This window comes from Frigidibacter sp. RF13 (genome assembly GCF_026626305.1).
In the GTDB taxonomy this organism is placed as follows: Bacteria; Pseudomonadota; Alphaproteobacteria; order Rhodobacterales; family Rhodobacteraceae; genus TMP-24.
On record NZ_JAPNUE010000001.1, the window covers coordinates 823,549 to 841,253 of the forward strand.

Annotated in this window: 19 protein-coding genes and 2 tRNA genes; 6 read left to right on the forward strand and 15 right to left on the reverse strand. The window is 62.4% G+C overall.

Translation table 11 applies throughout. From position 1 onward, the window contains the following. Positions 1–17 precede the first annotated feature (17 nt). Positions 18–1,019 carry a TRAP transporter substrate-binding protein gene (locus tag OU426_RS04010; RefSeq protein WP_267632554.1) on the reverse strand — a complete coding sequence of 334 codons (1,002 nt, stop codon included), beginning with the start codon at positions 1,017–1,019 and terminating at the stop codon, positions 18–20. A gap of 153 nt (positions 1,020–1,172) precedes the next feature. Between OU426_RS04010 and OU426_RS04015 the strand changes: the two genes are divergently transcribed. The 3 genes from OU426_RS04015 to OU426_RS04025 all read left to right on the forward strand — a co-directional run bounded on the left by OU426_RS04015 (position 1,173) and on the right by OU426_RS04025 (position 3,902). Continuing rightward, positions 1,173–3,167, forward strand: coding sequence for a sensor histidine kinase (locus OU426_RS04015; RefSeq protein WP_420712570.1), 1,995 nt, complete (start codon positions 1,173–1,175; stop codon positions 3,165–3,167). Then, positions 3,164–3,787, forward strand: coding sequence for a response regulator transcription factor (locus OU426_RS04020; RefSeq protein ID WP_267632556.1), 624 nt, complete (start codon positions 3,164–3,166; stop codon positions 3,785–3,787). Before OU426_RS04015 ends, OU426_RS04020 begins: the two co-directional genes overlap by 4 nt. A 41-nt stretch (positions 3,788–3,828) precedes the next feature. Next, positions 3,829–3,902 (forward strand) — tRNA-Cys (locus OU426_RS04025). A gap of 68 nt (positions 3,903–3,970) precedes the next feature. Here OU426_RS04025 and OU426_RS04030 read toward each other — a convergent pair. The 5 genes from OU426_RS04030 to OU426_RS04050 are packed head-to-tail and all read right to left on the reverse strand — an operon-like array spanning position 3,971 to position 6,306. Beyond that, positions 3,971–4,999 (reverse strand): site-specific integrase, encoded by a 1,029-nt coding sequence (locus tag OU426_RS04030; RefSeq protein ID WP_267632557.1) that lies wholly within the window; start codon positions 4,997–4,999, stop codon positions 3,971–3,973. After that, positions 4,996–5,187 (reverse strand): hypothetical protein, encoded by a 192-nt coding sequence (locus OU426_RS04035; protein WP_267632558.1) that lies wholly within the window; start codon positions 5,185–5,187, stop codon positions 4,996–4,998. Before OU426_RS04035 ends, OU426_RS04030 begins: the two co-directional genes overlap by 4 nt. Beyond that, positions 5,187–5,735: a MerR family transcriptional regulator gene (locus tag OU426_RS04040; protein ID WP_267632559.1), complete on the reverse strand. Its 549-nt coding sequence runs from the start codon at positions 5,733–5,735 to the stop codon at positions 5,187–5,189. The genes OU426_RS04035 and OU426_RS04040 overlap by 1 nt, the downstream gene beginning before the upstream one ends. A 59-nt stretch (positions 5,736–5,794) precedes the next feature. Beyond that, positions 5,795–6,106 (reverse strand): hypothetical protein, encoded by a 312-nt coding sequence (locus OU426_RS04045; RefSeq protein ID WP_267632560.1) that lies wholly within the window; start codon positions 6,104–6,106, stop codon positions 5,795–5,797. Beyond that, complete coding sequence (locus OU426_RS04050) at positions 6,103–6,306, reverse strand: hypothetical protein (protein WP_267632561.1); 204 nt, start codon at positions 6,304–6,306, stop codon at positions 6,103–6,105. The genes OU426_RS04045 and OU426_RS04050 overlap by 4 nt, the downstream gene beginning before the upstream one ends. A 98-nt stretch (positions 6,307–6,404) precedes the next feature. Between OU426_RS04050 and OU426_RS04055 the strand changes: the two genes are divergently transcribed. Then, on the forward strand, positions 6,405–6,641 hold the full coding sequence (locus OU426_RS04055; protein WP_267632562.1) for a helix-turn-helix transcriptional regulator: 237 nt from the start codon (positions 6,405–6,407) through the stop codon (positions 6,639–6,641). Continuing rightward, complete coding sequence (locus OU426_RS04060; RefSeq protein WP_267632564.1) at positions 6,634–6,834, forward strand: hypothetical protein; 201 nt, start codon at positions 6,634–6,636, stop codon at positions 6,832–6,834. Before OU426_RS04055 ends, OU426_RS04060 begins: the two co-directional genes overlap by 8 nt. Positions 6,835–7,039: 205 nt before the next feature. Here OU426_RS04060 and OU426_RS04065 read toward each other — a convergent pair whose 3' ends face one another. The 7 genes from OU426_RS04065 to OU426_RS04095 form a co-directional block, all read right to left on the reverse strand. After that, the gene (locus OU426_RS04065; RefSeq protein ID WP_267632565.1) at positions 7,040–8,125 is read right to left on the reverse strand and encodes a hypothetical protein; all 1,086 of its coding nucleotides are present in this window, start codon (positions 8,123–8,125) and stop codon (positions 7,040–7,042) included. Beyond that, a complete protein-coding gene (locus OU426_RS04070) occupies positions 8,125–8,676 on the reverse strand; it encodes a hypothetical protein (protein WP_267632566.1) in 552 nt (183 codons plus the stop codon). Before OU426_RS04070 ends, OU426_RS04065 begins: the two co-directional genes overlap by 1 nt. A 1-nt stretch (position 8,677) precedes the next feature. Beyond that, the gene (locus OU426_RS04075) at positions 8,678–9,298 is read right to left on the reverse strand and encodes an HK97 family phage prohead protease (protein WP_267632567.1); all 621 of its coding nucleotides are present in this window, start codon (positions 9,296–9,298) and stop codon (positions 8,678–8,680) included. Further along, the gene (locus OU426_RS04080; protein WP_267632568.1) at positions 9,298–10,563 is read right to left on the reverse strand and encodes a phage major capsid protein; all 1,266 of its coding nucleotides are present in this window, start codon (positions 10,561–10,563) and stop codon (positions 9,298–9,300) included. Before OU426_RS04080 ends, OU426_RS04075 begins: the two co-directional genes overlap by 1 nt. 11 nt (positions 10,564–10,574) lie before the next feature. Continuing rightward, complete coding sequence (locus tag OU426_RS04085; RefSeq protein WP_267632569.1) at positions 10,575–10,892, reverse strand: HNH endonuclease; 318 nt, start codon at positions 10,890–10,892, stop codon at positions 10,575–10,577. Continuing rightward, on the reverse strand, positions 10,883–12,397 hold the full coding sequence (locus OU426_RS04090) for a terminase large subunit domain-containing protein (RefSeq protein WP_267632570.1): 1,515 nt from the start codon (positions 12,395–12,397) through the stop codon (positions 10,883–10,885). Before OU426_RS04090 ends, OU426_RS04085 begins: the two co-directional genes overlap by 10 nt. A 403-nt stretch (positions 12,398–12,800) precedes the next feature. Further along, positions 12,801–14,318: an AAA family ATPase gene (locus tag OU426_RS04095; RefSeq protein ID WP_267632572.1), complete on the reverse strand. Its 1,518-nt coding sequence runs from the start codon at positions 14,316–14,318 to the stop codon at positions 12,801–12,803. A 591-nt stretch (positions 14,319–14,909) separates the two neighbouring features. Here OU426_RS04095 and OU426_RS04100 point away from each other — a divergent pair. Next, positions 14,910–14,984: transfer RNA gene (locus tag OU426_RS04100), tRNA-Gly, on the forward strand. A gap of 159 nt (positions 14,985–15,143) precedes the next feature. Here the strand turns inward: OU426_RS04100 and OU426_RS04105 are convergent. Both OU426_RS04105 and OU426_RS04110 read right to left on the reverse strand, forming a co-directional pair. Further along, a complete protein-coding gene (locus tag OU426_RS04105; RefSeq protein WP_267632573.1) occupies positions 15,144–16,166 on the reverse strand; it encodes an acyltransferase family protein in 1,023 nt (340 codons plus the stop codon). A gap of 36 nt (positions 16,167–16,202) precedes the next feature. Next, the gene (locus tag OU426_RS04110; RefSeq protein WP_267632574.1) at positions 16,203–17,273 is read right to left on the reverse strand and encodes a glycosyltransferase family 2 protein; all 1,071 of its coding nucleotides are present in this window, start codon (positions 17,271–17,273) and stop codon (positions 16,203–16,205) included. Positions 17,274–17,705: the final 432 nt, after the last annotated feature.

The window sequence follows — 17,705 nt, forward strand, 5'->3', positions numbered from 1 at the left end:
CGCCCCGATGCCACCGCTTACATACCGGTCGCGGCCTTCACGGCGGCGATCGTCTCGGCGCCGATCCGTTCGGCCATTTCCTCGTGGACGGGCAGCAGCGCCGCTTTCCAGGCCTCGAGCTCCTCGGGCGTCAGTTCGTGGAATTCGGTCGTCCCGGCCGCTTTCATCGCCTCGAGCGCCGCGTCATTCTCGCCCTTGGCGATCGAATTGGCATAGTCGGTCGCCTCGGCCATCGCCTGTTCCAGACCGGTGCGCACCTCGGCGGGCAGTTCGTCCCAGAACTTCTTGTTCACGATCACTGCATAGCCAAGATAGCCGTGGTTCGAGATGGTCGCGTGCTTTTGCACCTCGTTCATCTTCTGGGTATACATGTTCGAGGGCGGGTTCTCGGTGCCATCGACGACACCGGTCTGCAGCGCCTGATAAACCTCCGAGAAGGCCATCACCTGCGGCACCGCGCCCAGCGCGTTCATCTCGGCTTCCAGCACCTTCGAGGACTGGATGCGCATCTTCAGGCCGAGGAAATCGTCCGGCACGTTGAGCGGCGAGTTGGCCGACATGATCTTGAAACCATTGTCCCAGAAGGCGAGGCCAGTAATGCCCTTGTCCTCAAGCTTCGAGAACAGCATCTTGCCGACATCGCCGCCGGTCACGGCATGCAGCGCGTCATAGCTCGGGAAGATGAACGGCAGGTCGAACACTTCGAAATCCTGCACGCCGAGGGGCCCGAACTTCGCCAGCGACGGCGCGAGCATCTGGACGGCGCCGAGCTGCAGCGCCTCAAGCTCTTCCTTGTCCTTGTAAAGCTGGCTGTTGGGATAGACTTCGACGTCCACCGCGCCGTTGGTGTATTTCTCGGCCAGCTCCTCGAACTTCGCAGCGCCCTTGCCCTTGGGCGTATCGGGCGAGACGACATGGCTGAACTTGATGACGATCGGTTCGGCATGAGCCGGAAGCGCCACGGTCAGTGCAAGCGTTGCAGCCGTACCGAGGGCCGCGAAAAGGCGACGGTTCAACATAATGATATCCTCCTCATCTCCGCCCCTCCGGCGGATTGGCTTCTTATTGCCAGCCATGGCGGCCTCTCGCTATTGTGGGTTTCCGCAATAGATGTGGTCCGGTTCGGGGTCTAGCCTGACTGGGCGGGCCCGAACCGGGGAGGAAGACGGACCCTGCCGAAGCGCGAAGCGCATACGGATCAGGCGGAGCCCTGGTCGTCCGACCCTGCCCTTGCGGGCGGGCGGGTCGATCTTTTGTCGCTCATCCCCCTTGTTGCCATCGTCGCGCTTGTCAGCATCATCGGTCTTCTCTTCTGGCTCGTCAGCCGCAGCGACCTGGAACAGGCCCGCACCAAGCTTGCCACAGACGCGCTCTGGGTCGAGCAGACGTTGCGCTTCCAATTGTCGGTCGACGAGGACATGCTTGTGCGCCTCGCGCTTGACGAGGCGAGCGGCACGGCACAGGACGTGCTTGAGGCGCGCGCGCGGCTGCATATCGCCGCAAACCCCGAGGTCCTGTCGGTCGTCTGGCACGATGCCGACGGCAGCGCCCGGGCGGCGATCCCCGGCCCCGATGGCGCGGACGACCCCGACCTTGCCGCGATCCTGCAAAGATCGGCGACCCAGATCGCCCGGCCGCTCTATGGCGAGGTGCGCGAGAGGCGCGTCACGCTCGGCGTTCGCGGGCGGGGCGAGGGGCACTTCGTCACCGCGACCATCTCGCTGCCGCTACTCCTCGAACGCCACATTCCCTGGTGGATCGCCGAACAATATAGCGTGCAACTGACCGATGGCGGCGGAGCGCCCATTGCCCTGCGCGCGGGCCGCAACCCGGCAACCGGCAACCCGACCCATGTGATCAGCTTCGACCCGCCGATCCGGGGGGCCGCTCTCAGCATCACCCCCTATGACCCGCCGGTCGCCATCGCCAACATGCTGATCAGCGCGGCGATCGCGGGTCTCGCGCTTTTCGCGCTTCTCGCCATGCTTGCCTTGTTTCTCAGCGCCCGGCGGCGGCGGCGCGCCGAACAGAGGCTCCGCGCCGAAATGGCCTTCCGCCATTCGATGGAAGAAAGCCTGACGGTGGGCCTGCGCGCCAAGGACAAGGCGGGCCGTATCCTTTACGTCAATTCCGCCTTCTGCAATCTGGTCGGCTGGCCACAGGCCGATCTCGTGGGCCGCGCCGCCCCAATGCCCTACTGGGCGCCGGACCGGCTGGAGGAAACGATCGCCCGCCAGAAGGCGCTGGAAAGGGGTGGCCGCGCGCCGCAATCGTTCGAGACCCGCTTCCTGCGCCGCGACGGGACCGAGATCGACGTGCAGGTCTATGAGGCGCCGCTTATCGACGCGCGGGGCGAACATCGCGGCTGGATGGGATCGGTCATCGACATCAGCGCGGCCAAAACGGCCGCGCGCACCGCCCGGCTGCAGGAAGAAAGCCTGGCGCGCACCGGGCGCTTGGTGACGCTCGGTGAAATGGCCTCGACGCTCGCGCATGAGCTGAACCAACCGCTCGCCGCCATTGCAAGCTATGCGGCGGGCATGTCGAACCTGATCGCCTCGGGCAAAGCCGATCCGGCCGTGATCGGCCCGGCCATGGAGAAACTCTCCCATCAGGCGGGCCGCGCGGGCCAGATCATCCGCCGCATCCAGGATTTCGTGAAGAAGCGCGAGCCGCGCTTCTCGACCCTCGCACTTGAAGAGATCGTCACCGAAACGCTCGGCTTCCTCGCCGCCGACGCGCGCGAGAACCGCGTCCAGCTGGTGACCGAGCTCGGGGCGGCTCCGCCTGTCGAGGCCGACCGCATCCTGATCGAACAGCTTCTGATCAATCTCATCCGCAACGGGATGGAAGCGATGGCGGAGGTGACCGTGGAGGCCCGCACCCTGACCATCCGGCTTTCGGCCACCGCCGAGGGCGATGCATTGATCGAGGTCGCCGACCGCGGCCCGGGCATAGCGCCGGAAGTGGCCGACCGGCTCTTCGACGCCTTCACCTCGACCAAGACCCAAGGCATGGGCATGGGGCTGAATATCTGCCGCTCGATCGTCGAGCTGCACCGCGGCAAGCTCGCCCACCGGCCGGGCGCGGCGGGCGGAACGATCTTCTCGGTCACCCTGCCTGCGGCTGTCCCTCATATCCAGGAACCCGAGGAGGCAGCCGAATGACCGCCCCCCGTCCCGGCCGCATCCACATAATCGACGACGAGGACACCATCCGCGACTCGCTCGCCTTCCTCTTCGCCTCGCGCGGGCTCGCGGCACAAGGCTGGAGCTCGGGCGAGGCATTCCTTGCCGCCCTCCCCCTCCCCGATTGCGCCTGCATCATCCTCGATGTGCGGATGGAGGGTCTGAGCGGCCCCGAGACCTTCAACGCCGTGCGAGGCGCGGGCTGCGAGGCACCGGTGATCTTCCTCACCGGCCATGCCGACGTACCGGTCGCTGTGCAATCGCTGAAGGCGGGCGCCTATGATTTCCTCGAAAAACCCTTCAACGACAATCAGATCGTCGATCTGGCGCTGAAGGCGATGGCGCTCAATGCCGAGCGCGAAACCGGCGAAGAGGCCCGCCGCGATCTGGCCGCGCGCCGCGCCGCCCTGTCGGCGCGGGAAGAAGAGGTGATGGCGCTCATGCTCACCGGCAGCCTCAACAAGCAGATCGCCGACCGGCTCGGCATCGCCATGCGCACCGTCGAAGTCCACCGCTCTCGCATCCTGACCAAGATGGGCGCGCGCAATGCGACTGAACTCGCAACCCTTCTCGCGAGCCTCCCGCAATCAGACCGTTGACCCCGCGCTCCGCGCGGGCTAGAGAACCCTCGCCTCGATCCGGCGGGTTGGCGGAGAGGTTACGCAGCGGATTGCAAATCCGTGAAGACCGGTTCGATTCCGGTACCCGCCTCCAATATTTTCAATGACTTGTGGCATTCTGCTCGCCTTGTTGTGTGTGTTTTGAAACTTCGTTTGAAACATTCACGTTCTGGCCTTGTTCCGTTCCAAACGATTCCGGGCTTCCTGCGCCCGCGTCGCCAGCTCGATTTGTCGCACCGTACCGCCGTACTTCTTGAGCATCTCGACACCTGAGTGGCCGGTCACCGCTTTGACCATCTCGTCGGTGCATCCCGACTGGTAGAGCTCGATAGTCGCGTTCTTGCGCAACCCATGCGTTACATAGGATTCCGCCTCGGGGTGTTTCATCTTTGATTTCACATCGCGCATTTCGTCGGCGATGGTCCGATAATGTACCGGGCGCCCCTTGGCGTCGGTGACCACCGTGAGGCCCTTTTTCTCCATGCCGCCGAGAAACGTGGCCAGACGCGCTGTAAGCGGTATCCAGAGCCGCTTGTCGGTCTTGCCCTGGGTGAAGTCATAGGCGCCGTCCGCGAAGTGATCCCAGCGCATTTTCAGAACATCGCCGATCCGCTGGCCGGTGCCGATGCAAAGCTCATATACCAGGCGCGCGCGAGGCGTCGCAACGGTCTCGAATTCGGCCCGCACGTCTTCTGGCCACGGTACCCACCCGTCGCTCTCCTGCTTGAAAAGCGGTATGCCTTTGGCCGGGTTGCCGTGCTCCTTCTTAAGGAAGCCGATCAGGCGGGCATGGTTCATCAGGACGACCATGACTTGCACGAGGTAGTTCGCCTGCCGCCAGCGATCGGCGTTTGCCCGGTGGAGTTCGTAGACATGGTGCGGCTCGATCTTGGCAGGATCCTTGCTGCCCCAGATCGTCCGAATATGGCCGATGTATTTCTGGTAGTCAGCCTTCGTGCGCGGCTTAAGCTTCTTGAAGGCATCGCCCTCGTAATAAGACAGAATGAGGGTCTCAAAGCTCCTTTTTGAGGGGAGCGGGTCGCGGCCGCGCAGAAGCTGGTTGTAGTGGTCCCAGAATTCGGGCGTGCCGGGCTTTTCTTTCATCATCACCGAGAGGCCGCGCGACCGACGAATGAAGCGAACGTAACCGCGGTCGCGATACACGAATTTTGGCAGACCATCCTTTGTCATTTGCCCATCCTCAGATCGGCTGCGAGAAAGTCGTCGTTTGATTCCGGCAGCGTCATTCCGGCATCGATCGTCACGCTGCCGTCTGGCCTGATCTCGAATTTGGCACGCGCCCAGCCGGCCGCCCGCGCCTCACGCATAAGCGCCGCGACCGTCTGCTTTGCAACTGTTTGGGCGCGCGGGTTTGCCATCATTTGTCGCCTTCCTCTGCATCGGCTAGGGATGCGATCCTACCGGCTAGAGCGGGAAGCAATTCGTCGAAATAGTCAGGCAACGCTGCGCCCATAGATTTCAAATCAAGTAGGATTGATGCAGCCCCTCGGTCAGGGGCCCTGTCCAAATTGCTACCTTGGAATAGCGGCACCACCGTCCAGCCAAGAAATGCATCCTTGTTGCTGTAGGCCGCAGCATATCGATGGTTCTCGAGTGGTGCTCTGACTGCGAATGGTCCCAGTCGTTTCTGCTTGATCGCCCATACCGCCACTCGGCTCCCGATCAGAGTCGAGATGCTACGCGCAGTGAAGAGATCAACATTCGAGTCAGAAAGCTGCCGCAACAGGCAAACGATCAACACATCGAAGTTATCGTAGAGCCAACGTCCATTTTCTTGGAGCACCCCAATTCCTTCGAAAACGCCTCGGCGGCGCCAGTCACGTTGGGTATCTGGCGAAACACCCGTGATTTCAGCGAGGCGCGCCGGCGCTATTGTAGGTTGGGAGTGAAAAACAGTGTCGCGCATCTTGCTTTACCGTGGCATATTCTCACACATATACCGTGATATGATACCACGGTCAAGCTTCAACTCGAAACTTTGCGCGTAACGTGTCGAGCATATCCGAGCACCATTTCGGCCACCTCCGCATGTGTAACGATTTCGGAGCCGCCGTCGCCGCGAGTCAGGTTGACGCCGCCTGCTGCAGACATGAGCCGCACCACTTCCTGCGACTTCAGAAGATACCGGGCATCGCACACGAAGCGATCGCACGGCTCTATGATGAGCCAATCGCCCCTACGCAAGCCGAGGCCGGGCGCATCATCAAGCATTTCGCTCACCAATCCCCTTGCCCGTGCAAACGCCTGACAGTCCGCAATCCGAATTTCGCCACTCATAGCCGCTCCAATCTCGCATGTGCGATCTTGATCGCGATCCTTTGGTTCGCGACGCACATCATCAGGCGTACGCGGTCTACATCTTCCGGCCCGTCGCCGAGCGCATCCAGCGCCAGGGTCAGGGCGTCATGCATTTCCGTGAATTCCATATCGGTGAGTGTTCTTCTGCCTTTTGCGCAGGCGCGTTGCTTGGTGATCATTGCGTCTTTCCTCGATTTGAACTACACAATAAGTGCAATAGTGCACCAATAGCGCAATTGCACTTTTAATGCAAGGTGGCGAAATGGCCAGACCACACATGACGCCTGAACAGTTACGCGCCGCTCGAGCTCTGCTAGGGTGGTCACAAGACTATCTCGCAAGCTTGGCGCAGGTTTCGAAACGCACTATTGCTGGGTACGAACTCGGCCAAACCGCACCAAACCCATCAACCTACGTGTCGTTGATCTGGGCCTTGGAGGACGGCGGTGTCGAGTTCATAGCTGAGAACGGCGGAGGACCCGGCGTTCGACTGAGAAAGGGAACACATGGCTGAAACGGTGAAAATCCAAGATACCCAAAGCGAAGCGCGTGTGGCGTTCGACATGGCGCAATGGCTTTGGAACCGCGTCCATAAGGAACAACCGTCGACCACCGCAGAGGCCGAACAGTTTCTTGCGCTTGTAGGCCAATGCAAAGCTGCACTGATGGGCGCGGAGACATTCAATCTGAAACACGTTTTCGGCTAGAACACGGCCGCGTGCGAGCCAAAGCTGAAAGCAGCATCGGGCGGGACATAGCCCCGCCCGATCTGTCGAGGCCGGTTCTCAAGGCCTCCTCGACCGCACCGCGCCCGCAGGATCAACGGGCCGTGCCTATTCGCGGTTTTCCCACTCGCGACTTACGGGGATGCCTTCGGCGCAGAAGAACCAGGGCGACACCCTACCCTATTCGTCATGCCAGGTCGTCGCCCCCGGCAAAGTTCACCGCCTTCACTGCCGCAGCCACCACCGCATCATCGAGCCCAGCGGCTTTGGCATCGGCCATGGTTTGCACCAGCGTCTGCAACGCACGCGCCCGGCCGCTCGTGTCATGAGCCTGCAGGGGGCGGATCACGTCGATCGAGATTTCCCCGCCAAGCTTCTCCGCACATTCCTCGGCGATCAGTTCGGCAATCGGCTGCAGCGTCCATGCCGCAAGGTGCCGCTGGGCCTCGCGGACCAGCGGCCCTTGTGCGGCGGGCACAAAGAGCGAAGGCAGGACGCCGAAGGCAGTCAGGATCGAAGCGCGGGCGCTCTCAAGCACGGGATGCACCATCGACCTGGACAAATCCGGCGTCACGTCATTCGACCGCCAGTCCTGTTGCGGTGCGGGTCCACCGACCGCCTGGACGTTGACCGACTCGCGCAGCAAAACCCGCCCCCGCCGCCCGCGGAAGCCGAGGCCGATTGTCTCCAATTCGGTCGCTGCCGTTTCTGGAAACGGGATGATCTGCGAGCCGATCGGGGCGAATTCGTAAACCTCGCCGAGAGCCGATTCCAGCGTGTGAAGGAGCGATGCCGAGAGCTGCGCGCGCCGCAAGGGTGGCGTGCCGGTCCAGGGCGCCACACTATCCGAACCGATCCGCAGATGTACTACCTCTGCCGCCAGCGCCGTCGCGCTACGCCCGCCGCCCGCATCGGGCAGGCTGAGCCGATAAGCGCGAGGAATGCCGTCGCGGGTCGAAACGTCCCAGTCAGAGGCCGCGATAAGCCCCAGGTCGCCGATCATGAAGACCGCTTCGCCGCGCAGTGCCAGAGCGCGCGCCACAAGCGCCATGGTGCGGCGATCGAGGTAATCCGTGCCCTGCACGTCCGCGAGCGCGAATGCGCCCTCCCAGAGGCTTACACAGCTCTGCACCGTCGCGGTCAGATCCCCGAGCCCCGAACGGCCGGCAATGTAGCTGGCCCGCGCCGCCATGATTTCGGCTGTATATCCGGCACCCGACGATCGCAGCTCGATCGGGTCAGCCTTGCGGCGGAAGAAATCGAGAATGCCCATCAGCGCACCTTTCGATAAGGGCGCAGCAGATCGCCAGCGCCCGAGTTTGCCATCGCTCGCGCCATCCAGTTCGGATCGCGCGTGAACATGACCGTAAGTCCGTCAACCGTGTAGGAGGTGGATTTCGCCCCGGAGCGTCCTTTGTGCAGGCTAGGCGTCATGCCGTCGCTGACATACTCGGCCAGCCGTCTGAACGCTTCGGCGACGGGCTCGGGCACGACCGTATCGCCCACGGTCGCCGTGACACGCCATGGCCCCTCGCTGGGTAGGTCGTAGCCGCCATATGGCGAATCCGGGGGGCTATCGGCCAGCCACGCTGCGCCGTCCCATTTCTCGATCGCCGAGACTGCCGCAGGCGTCAAAGGTGGCTCCCAGGCTCCGGGCCCCTCTACGACCCAGACCACGGGCCGCGCCCCCCAGCGGTGCGAGCACCAGGCCTCGATCCTTGACCAGAGCGCGACTTGCGGGACGGCCAAAGCGGCTTCCGACAAGCGGCTGACAAAGGGCCAGCTGGCAGGCGGGGTCTCGGTTTGCTTCAATGTCACCGCCATGTCATGCCCTCCACCGATTCAATGCCCGCGCCCTGGCGTTCGGCACCATCAACCCGCCCTGCGTCAGTTCCCAGGATCGGGCTTCCTCGCCTTCGGCCTCCTTGTAGGCAGGGACCGTGACAAAACTCATCTCGTAGAGCAGCGCCGCGAAAATGGTGCGGATGATTGCCCGTCCAAGCGCGGGGTCTTCCTCCTCGACCTTCTCTGCATCCGGCACGGTGATAGGCGGCGGAATGCGGAAGCCGGGCGAGATGCCTCGGATCAACCCGGCAGTGAAGGCCGCAAGGAAGTCTTGGCCATAGGGACTGTCCTCGATCTCGGGCACGATCTCGGCGTCAAAGGTCACGGCCTCGTCGCTGTCGAGGATCAGGAGCGTGCCCGCCAGGCGGCTTGCAAGCGGCCGGTCGTAGGAGTGCCCGACCAGAAGGTGAATATCCTCGTCCGGTCGATCGATCCGGTAGCTGAACGCCCGCGAGGCGATAACCTCTTTTTGTGGGCGCCCGTTCTTTCCACCGTCGCTAAGGACGGCTCTCTTATTATAGGGGAACCGACCCCGCAGGCGGCGGGACTTCCCCCGCCGCCCCCGAAGTTCCAGCTCGCCATCCGCGAAGCCATACAGCATCAGGCCACCTGCACCCCGGTCAGAACCTGCAGCTGCACCGCCCGCGCCACGGTCACGTCCGCCGTGGCAAGCGCCGTCAGCCGCAAGCCGCCCGATTGCGCGTCCGAGAACGGGTCGCGGATCAAATCCACTGCGCCCCATAGGCCGACGAAGATCGGCGCAACACCACCAGACGCCGTGGTCAGGAGCGCGGTGCAGGCGCTGGGCGAGCCGGTCGGCGCGGCAAGAGCGTTCGCGGTCATGGCGATGTTCTTGGCAGGGATGTTGCCCAGCATCCGATCCCATTCACTCACCGCGGTCGAAGTGATCAGCGAGCCGTCCATCTTGGCCCACACCTCGGGCCGGATCAGCAGGTTCACCGCGTCGGGCGAGGCCGCAGCGTTGCCGGTCATGAACGATACGACCGCAGCGCGGAATGCCGCCCAGGTAGCGGCGGCGCCGACCGCAGTGGAAGTGATGCCGTAGGTCGCGGCACCGGCGATCACGCCGAGCGGCTGGCCTGAAGAACCTGAGCCGAGGAAAATCGCCGCGTCGAGCGCCTGCGAAATCGCCCCGTTCATGTCACGGCGGACCGCGTCTTCCAGTGCTGCCCCGGATTGCTTCATCGCTTTCCGCGTGATCTTCATTTGGATTCCGAGCGTATTATTCGGCGCCATGGCCTTGTCGGTCGTCGCATAGACGGTCGGGCCGCCCACGTTGCCGGTCTCCGTCGCCTGCCAGCCCGCAGTCACGGCAGAGGTGACGACCGGCCATTCGGTCAGCCCGGATTCGATCCCGATCATCTGGGCGCCCATGCGCGCGGCCACGCTGTCGGGGAAGAGGCGATCGATGATCGGCCGCGTGCTTAACGGGTTCGGGGTACCCGCCGCGACCGTCTCGCCCGCGCGGGTTTCCAGCGCGGCCCACGGAACCGGCACGCCACGATAGCCGCCTGCACCGCGCAGCTCCTCGACCACCTCGGCGGTACGCCCGGACAATGCCCGACCCTCGTCGAGGTTCAGAGCGACCTGGCGCATCTCGAACGCGGAAACCAATTCGGACCATTCGCGATCCGAGCGGGTTTCCAGTTCCTCGCCCGCCTCGCGCCGTTCGGTATCTTCCGCGATCAGTGCGGCGCGATAGCGGGTTTCGTTCTGGCGGTACTCGGTATCGAGTGCCTCCATCTGGCGAAGCTCGTTTTCGTCGGGCTTCTCCTTGCCAGCCAGACCGGCAATTTGCTGGCGGATTTCGCTTTGCCGCCGGGCGATCTTAACGGAGTCGAGCATTTGAATTCCTTTCACTGCTCAGTTTCTCGGCCCGTTTTTCGGACCAGGGTTTTCCACGCCATGCGGGCGGGGTCGGTTTCTCCCATGCCGATCTCGGCGCGGGTCTTTCGGGCGTGGCAGGCCACGCACAAACTCTGAAGATTTGTCAGGTCGAATGACCTCTCGGGCGCGGTGCGCACAGGCTCCCGGTGATCAACCTCAAGCCTGCCCCGCGCCCCACAAGAGACGCAGGCGAAGCCGTCACGGCGCAGTGCCTCATAGCGAAGCCGCTTCCAGCGCTTGGTGCGTATGATCGGCGCGGAATGTCGGGTCCAGCGGTTCACGCCCATACTGGCGCCCTCCCCGACTTGGCGGGCACCGCGATACGCCGCTGGCCTTCGGCAACGGCGAGCACCGCAGCCGCAGCCGCATCGATCCGGCCCAGGCTTCGGGCTTTGGCCAGCTTGTGATTTCCGGCCGGGTCCACCAGCGTGATCGCATCGGAGAAGGCCGAGCGCAGCAACAGCGACGGAGCGGCCTTCACCTGCCCGTCAAAGAGCGCGCGCCGGAACCGTTCTATATCCTCGCTGCCATCCTTCCAGCCAAAGCCCCGCCACACGAACGGCACGCGCAGCGCGGCCTTTGCCATGGCTTCCAGAAACTCGGCGTGTCGGAAGCGGTCGCCGACAACACAGGCCAGTTGCTCGCCTTCGAGCCGCCGCGCCAGTTCGGCAATCCACGGGCCAGGCGGCACCGTGTTTTCGCCCATGACCGAAAGTTCGCCCCGGTCATTCATCTCGACATACCGCCCACCGACGCCATCCGCCGCGCCACGATCGGCAAGACCGGGCACGGCGGGGAAGGTGCCGAGACATTCGAGGCGCCCCGTCTCGGGCCAGTAGAACGCGGCCGCTGACATGGACCGCGAGCCGCCGAGGTCCACGCCGAGAATGCACGGCCCGGCCCGCTGAGGCAGATCATCCGGCGCGACTTCGGCCGAAAGCCATTCGTCCACCGTGATCAGAACCGACCGGTCTTCCGTGCTCACGCGCTCATTGCGGTTGAGGTTGCGGAAGCTCGCCAGTGCCGCCCCGCCCCGCGCGATCGCTCGCCTCGCCTGGGCCACCAGCCACTCGGCACTCGCACCGATGCCCTCTGCCGCGCCGGGGTTCGCCACCAGAAGGCTTTCCAGATCGTCGGCAGGCAGACCGAAAGCGGGCCGGTGCTCCTGAACGTAGGTGCCTGGCGGCGGCTCATCGAGCCATCGGGAGAACGTGTTGGCGTCGTCGGGCGCGGACGTTGAAATGATCAGCGCCCTGCCGTCCCGCTTGCCGAGGCCCGACAGGATCGCGTTTTCGAGCGTATCGCCCTTCTCGCGCTCCCATGCGGCCCGCTCATCGAGGATCGCGAGCGTCGGCGCACCGCCGAGTATCGAGCGGCCATCCGCGGCGATTGCCCGTAGCAGACCGCCTCCGTTCGCCTCGTATTCTACCTCTAGTCGCGAGCCCCGGCGGATGGTGAACAACTCGCGTTCATCCTCACCGAGCCCGTCAATGAAGCCGAGGACGAAGTTGAACGCTATCTTCGCCTGATCACGGTTCCGGGCGGCAAGGATGATCTCCCGCCGGGGCTGGGCATCCCAGACCCCCATGACCGCCCCGAGCCCGATGCCAGACGCCAGAGCGGTCTTGGCGTTGCCGCGGCCGATCGAGAGGCAGGCCACCATGATGCGATCCGCCATCGCACCCCGGACGAACCGGCGCTGATAATCGGCCAGTACCAGCGGCTCACCAGCCTTCGGACCCTCGGGGATGCGCAAGGTTTCGAGGAAGGCAATGACGGTCTCAGCGGTCATTTTGCCCCCCGGAATTTTTCGGGAGAGAGACAGGAGAACCCCGCCCCCCCGAAAAGCCCCCCCACCCAGAGGGCCGGGCATTGGCACCAGATCGTCGCTCGTTCGATTACGCCAAACTCGATCAACGCAAATCGAATTTCATTTTCACGTTCGCGAGTGCGGGCGCTCCCCCTCTCCCCCTCCCCTTGGGTAGGGGTGGGGTATAGGTGTACCCCCATGCCTATGCCCACCTCGGCGCAACCTAGCGCGTCCACTCTCAAGGGTACGCCCCCCGCCCCACGGGGGGGCGTACCCCTATGGGGTATGGGGTATATACTCCCCCACCGTTGGAAGGGGGTTGGAAGGGGGGGTGGGATGGGGGTTGGAACAGGTTGGAAAATGGGGTTGGAAGGGGGTTGGAACGTCATTCCGCCACCTCCAAGTAGGTCCTACGCTTGGAGGCTGGACCGGCCTCGACTACCGTGATCTTGCCCGATGCCAGCAGGCTCTCCATGGCTGCGCGCAAGGCCCTCTTGGTCATGCCCTCGCTATCGGGATGCTCGGAAAAGACCTTCGGCGCATAGGTCGGGCCACCGGCATGGTTCATGCGCCGTCCTTGCTCGGCAAACATGCGCAGGAGCTTAAGGAAGACCCGCTCCGCCTTGGCTGCACCCGCCATGCGATCAAGCGTTGTTTCGCTAGCCTCGGGCACAAAGGCGCCGTCGCAATAGGTCAGGCCGATCTCACCGCCCACAGGGCCATAGTTGGCCTTCATCGTGCGCAGAACGCGCGCATCCGGGTCGGCCTCGTATCCGTCCACCACGACCCGCTTGAAGAACAGGCGCGAGCGCACCGCACCGTTCCAGGCGGTGCTCCCTGAATAGCCGTCGCCGCTCTCCATCGCGCTTTTGGAAGGGTGGGCTAGCACCATCGCGGCGCAGTCACAGCGAAGGGCGATGCCCTTCACGATGTCCACAAATTGCGTGACCTGTGCGCGATCGTTTTCGTCGCCGGGGAACAGGTTCGCCAGCGTGTCCAGAACGATCAGGCGCGTGTAACGGTCACTCGCGAATTCCTCAATCTGGCGTGCCAGCTCGGTCGGCTTGAAGCCTACACGGCCGCGTTCTGCCAGCAGGGCGCCCTCCCCCACGGTCGAGCGCAAGTGCAGGCTATCAACGTCATCGAAGGTCAGGCCAGCGCCGCGCAGGATGCCGTCCAGGCGCCTGTGCAGCTCGGCCATGTCATCTTCCGCAGAGAGATATATCACGGCGCCCTCATCGGCCTGCCTGCCGATCCAGCGCGTGCCCGAGGCAACGGCAACGGCAAGCTGCATTGCAAGAAGCGATTTGCCCGTGCCGCCGTCGCCGGTCAGCAGCGTGACGGTGCGATCCGGAACAAGAGCCTCCACGACCCATTCGCGTGCTGGCACAGGCCGCGCCTTGAAGCTCGATGCCGAAATGAAGGGCGACGGCTTCGGCAGTATCATGTCCAGCGGCTCATCCCATCCGGTGAAGTCAATCCGATGCCGAAGCCAGGACCATGCCCGCTCCTTGGCGTCTGATTTGTCGAAGCCCTTGGCGAGCGCGATCAGCTCAAGCGGCTGCAGGAAGTGCCGCTCCATGACGTTCGCCAGTATCTCCCCGCACTCCGCGACCACGTTGCCGCGATGGTGCGGCGGAATGGTATGAGTGGGGCCACGCCCTTCCTTGATCGCTGCGGCCTCGTCGGCCTCGTCCCAGTAGACCAGAAGATCGCCCGGCCAGTTGCTCATGGCCAGCCATGCGCCCTCGCAGCGCTGCCGCGTTTCCGGCAAGCCAAGATCGGCGAACCAATGGTCGATTGCGGCCGTCGCGGCGCGATTACGGCGGCGCCACATATCCGCCTCGGCCTGGGCGACCGCCTCGGCTTCGGTGAAGCCCCTATGATTGAAAGCCATGGTCATGGCCTCAGTCCCGCGCTATAATCGGCGCAGGACTTTTCAACGCTGGTCGCGATGGAAGGTTTGGCAATACCCCCGGCAGCGCCCGCCAGCGCGCCGGGGTTTTCGTTTTCAGGGCTCAAACCGCCGGTTGAAACTTTCGCGGAAGGTTCACGGTTTGTCGGGGCCTTCGTTGAAACGAAGGCGCATTGATTTCTCTGTTTTTCTTGCCGGATTGCAAATCCGTGAAGACCGGTTCGATTCCGGTACCCGCCTCCATATCCTTCTAAATCAGTGACTTAAGCCCCATGGCTGCCAAGTGCGACACAAAGTGGAGCACACAGCCCATGAAACTGTCGGCTTACCTAATCCGTTCTCGCCACGGAAATTTCTCCTTCCGTGGGTTACGGCCGAGCACCGGTAGAATTAGTTACCCAACCATCGGGATATTGCTTGTTTGAGCCTCGAAAACTCATGTCCGTTTCGGACCGCGCACAGCAGAGTGGCCGACGTAAACCGTGCCGGCGCCCGAACCTCGCGCCAACGGCCAAGCGCCACCCGCAGAATGACCCTTGTCATTCGCCGGCCGTTGCAGTAGCACGCCGCCCACGGAGTGCGGGCGTAGCTCAGGGGTAGAGCATAACCTTGCCAAGGTTAGGGTCGGGCGTTCGAATCGCCTCGCCCGCTCCAATCGACCATCCAATATTTTTTCAATCATTCCTTAAGTGGCTGATTTTCGGCCAATTTCGGCTTAGCGCCCCGAACGCCGCGTCTCACCGCGAACCGAAAGGCACAAGTCATTGCAGGATGAGTCATCTCAGTCGCGTAATATCGGCGAGATTTGTTAACTCAGGACCCAACGGTCTTGCGGACGATGAAAGGTCGTTCGATCAGGCGCCAGGAAATCACTGAGATCGCGAGTGTGATGGGTGCGGCCCAGATCATGCAGCCTACCGGATCAATACCCGCAGCCACAGCCACCACAGCGCCCTGAATCGGAAACGCATAAAGATAGAAGCCATACGAGTAATCGCCCAGGCGGTTATAGAGCCCGAGAAACCTTGACGGCAAGAATGCGAGCGCAATCGTTACGAAAGCGATAGCCGGGTACAGGAGCAATACATTTGACGTTCCAAGTAGTATCATCACCGCGATAAGTAAGAGTGCAAGAGCCCCCACATAACGCGCTCCGAGCACATCCCATACCGACCAGATGAAAATGCCCCACGCGAATGAGACAGAGAGCTCCATGAATTTGTCGATCTGGTAGATCGTATGGACATCCGACACCACATAGGCTGTCGCGAAAAGCATCCAGGCCAGCGAGACCGCCACGGCGCTCGACCGGCGCTTCAGAAAGCCCATCCAGCCGACAATAGCGACAAGGACATAACAAGCAATCTCATAGAAAATAGTCCAGATAGAGCCAACGATCGCATGGTATGGGCTTTGGTCGAAGACACCTGGCAACTCGTACATCGGTGACAGCAGAACCGTGTTCCTGGCTAAGAACATCCATGTGTCAGGTGCGGCGAAATACTCCGCCAAAGGCAGAGAGGTGAAGATCAGCCCCAAGATGAAAACAACGACAATATTGGAGATCACCAGGCCAGGATATATCCTGAATATGCGGGCCTTGCAGAAGCTTAGGATGGAGCTTCTGTTCACATAGCTGGCAGATATCAGAAATCCGGAGGCGGTAAAGAATACAAATACGGCGATCGTTCCCAACGAGAAACCCGTTTCATGTTCCAGCGGTTCGACCGCACCGGGCCCGAGTGCTATTGGGTAGGCATGAGAAATCAGCACGCAGATGGCCGCAACCATCCTTATCAGATTGAAGTTATTGTCGTGCGAAAATTGCGATTTCATACCGGCGCGACACCCCGTGATCTGATTTTTCAGCCGTCATTTCCGGCCTGAGCGTAAGGGAAATGTCGACCCGCGCAGCCGTTCCATGGTCACCCCGTCCGGGCCCAGACCGAAAGTTCCCCGCAGGGCCGCAGCCGAAGCACGCGTCTCACCCCTGAGCAGTCCCCTCACCGCCTTCAGAACAGCGTAGGCGATGGCGACGGGCACCGCCCAAGGTCGAAATCCCGCGACGAAAATCACCCTGCTCCGTGCCATGAAATACGCTGACAGGGGTGATTGACGCTGCTCGGAATTGCCGGACCCCGCAGAGTGACCGGCTGAATGGTAGACCGGCGCGTCAGGGCAGTAGTGGATCGTGAACTCGCCCCTCCGCAGACACCAGTCCACCTCCTCATAGTACAGAAAATACTGCTCAGGCATGTGCCCGACTGCATCTACGAATGCACGGGATACCAGCATATGGGCGCCCGAAATGTAATCGATCCGCATATCGCTCGGATCCTCGGCGTCCGACTCTGCCTTCTTGTGGTTATGGGGCTTGCATAAGCCCGTCCACATATTAACAACGCCGCCGTCTGATTGAATAACGCGATCCGCCCCGGCATAGTACACCCGTCCGCCTGCGATACCAAACTTTTCGCTCTTGCTGGCGCAAGTGAGCAGGTTAGTCACACAGCGGCTGTCGGCAACACAGTCCGGATTCAGAATCCAATAATATTCGATTGCTTTGTCGCGCTCCAGCCAAGTCAATCCGACATTAACGCCGCCGGCAAACCCACGGTTTGCATCGGTTCGCAGCAGCGCAATCTCATGCGCGTTACTTCTGGCCTTTGCGACCACGCGGCAGCCCATTCTTTCAGCGGCATCTTTCTCAGCCAACGATATCGGCAGCGCTTCGAAGGTTTTGTCTCCCACGAACCACTCTAAAAGGGTTTCAACCGAGCGGTCTGTCGAATTGTTGTCGACAACCAGTATCGATAGCGCATGTCCTGCTGTCGATAAAACACTTCTGATACAATCAACAATCTCGGAAGAGGAGTTGTAGGTTACCACCACCGTACCGACGCCAGGTGACGTGGGCCCCCCAGAAAGCTGCTCTCTGATCAATCTTGCGCTCCCGAAGCCCTGATAGAACCGTTAGCCTACACCGCCCTCCGTGCGCATCGCGCAGCGGAACCTCTTGGTCATTTGCCTTCCGGACAAGCGTCTCATCGAAGGATGCCAGCGACAGAGGTCACCCGACACCCAGACCAAGATCCGATGGTCTGTATAGCTGCATCCTTTCGTCGGGTGAAGCCTGTCGGGCAACCACAAAGTGGACGCCACGGCGCCTGCACCGCATCGCGCAGCTACCATAGCTGGGCCTTCGAAGTGAAAGGGCGGCCGCCATTGTTGACCGCCGCGAACCACTGCTACGATGATAGCGCGGATTGCCCCGAAATCCGGTCGCTCTGCATCACATTCGGCTGGAACTTGATGGCACCATGCGCCATCGTAGAGCAGCTTCGACGGCCGTTGACCGGCCCGGAGGAATTCTTG

What these genes read in the sequence shown, in the direction of transcription:
- OU426_RS04010 (WP_267632554.1), bottom strand. Translation starts at nt 1,019, where the DNA reads ATGTTGAACCGTCGCCTTTTCGCGGCCCTCGGTACGGCTGCAACGCTT.
- OU426_RS04020 (WP_267632556.1), top strand. Translation starts at nt 3,164, where the DNA reads ATGACCGCCCCCCGTCCCGGCCGCATCCACATAATCGACGACGAGGAC.
- OU426_RS04030 (WP_267632557.1), bottom strand. Translation starts at nt 4,999, where the DNA reads ATGACAAAGGATGGTCTGCCAAAATTCGTGTATCGCGACCGCGGTTAC.
- OU426_RS04035 (WP_267632558.1), bottom strand. Translation starts at nt 5,187, where the DNA reads ATGGCAAACCCGCGCGCCCAAACAGTTGCAAAGCAGACGGTCGCGGCG.
- OU426_RS04040 (WP_267632559.1), bottom strand. Translation starts at nt 5,735, where the DNA reads ATGCGCGACACTGTTTTTCACTCCCAACCTACAATAGCGCCGGCGCGC.
- OU426_RS04045 (WP_267632560.1), bottom strand. Translation starts at nt 6,106, where the DNA reads ATGAGTGGCGAAATTCGGATTGCGGACTGTCAGGCGTTTGCACGGGCA.
- OU426_RS04050 (WP_267632561.1), bottom strand. Translation starts at nt 6,306, where the DNA reads ATGATCACCAAGCAACGCGCCTGCGCAAAAGGCAGAAGAACACTCACC.
- OU426_RS04055 (WP_267632562.1), top strand. Translation starts at nt 6,405, where the DNA reads ATGACGCCTGAACAGTTACGCGCCGCTCGAGCTCTGCTAGGGTGGTCA.
- OU426_RS04060 (WP_267632564.1), top strand. Translation starts at nt 6,634, where the DNA reads ATGGCTGAAACGGTGAAAATCCAAGATACCCAAAGCGAAGCGCGTGTG.
- OU426_RS04065 (WP_267632565.1), bottom strand. Translation starts at nt 8,125, where the DNA reads ATGGGCATTCTCGATTTCTTCCGCCGCAAGGCTGACCCGATCGAGCTG.
- OU426_RS04070 (WP_267632566.1), bottom strand. Translation starts at nt 8,676, where the DNA reads ATGGCGGTGACATTGAAGCAAACCGAGACCCCGCCTGCCAGCTGGCCC.
- OU426_RS04075 (WP_267632567.1), bottom strand. Translation starts at nt 9,298, where the DNA reads ATGCTGTATGGCTTCGCGGATGGCGAGCTGGAACTTCGGGGGCGGCGG.
- OU426_RS04080 (WP_267632568.1), bottom strand. Translation starts at nt 10,563, where the DNA reads ATGCTCGACTCCGTTAAGATCGCCCGGCGGCAAAGCGAAATCCGCCAG.
- OU426_RS04085 (WP_267632569.1), bottom strand. Translation starts at nt 10,892, where the DNA reads ATGGGCGTGAACCGCTGGACCCGACATTCCGCGCCGATCATACGCACC.
- OU426_RS04090 (WP_267632570.1), bottom strand. Translation starts at nt 12,397, where the DNA reads ATGACCGCTGAGACCGTCATTGCCTTCCTCGAAACCTTGCGCATCCCC.
- OU426_RS04095 (WP_267632572.1), bottom strand. Translation starts at nt 14,318, where the DNA reads ATGACCATGGCTTTCAATCATAGGGGCTTCACCGAAGCCGAGGCGGTC.
- OU426_RS04105 (WP_267632573.1), bottom strand. Translation starts at nt 16,166, where the DNA reads ATGAAATCGCAATTTTCGCACGACAATAACTTCAATCTGATAAGGATG.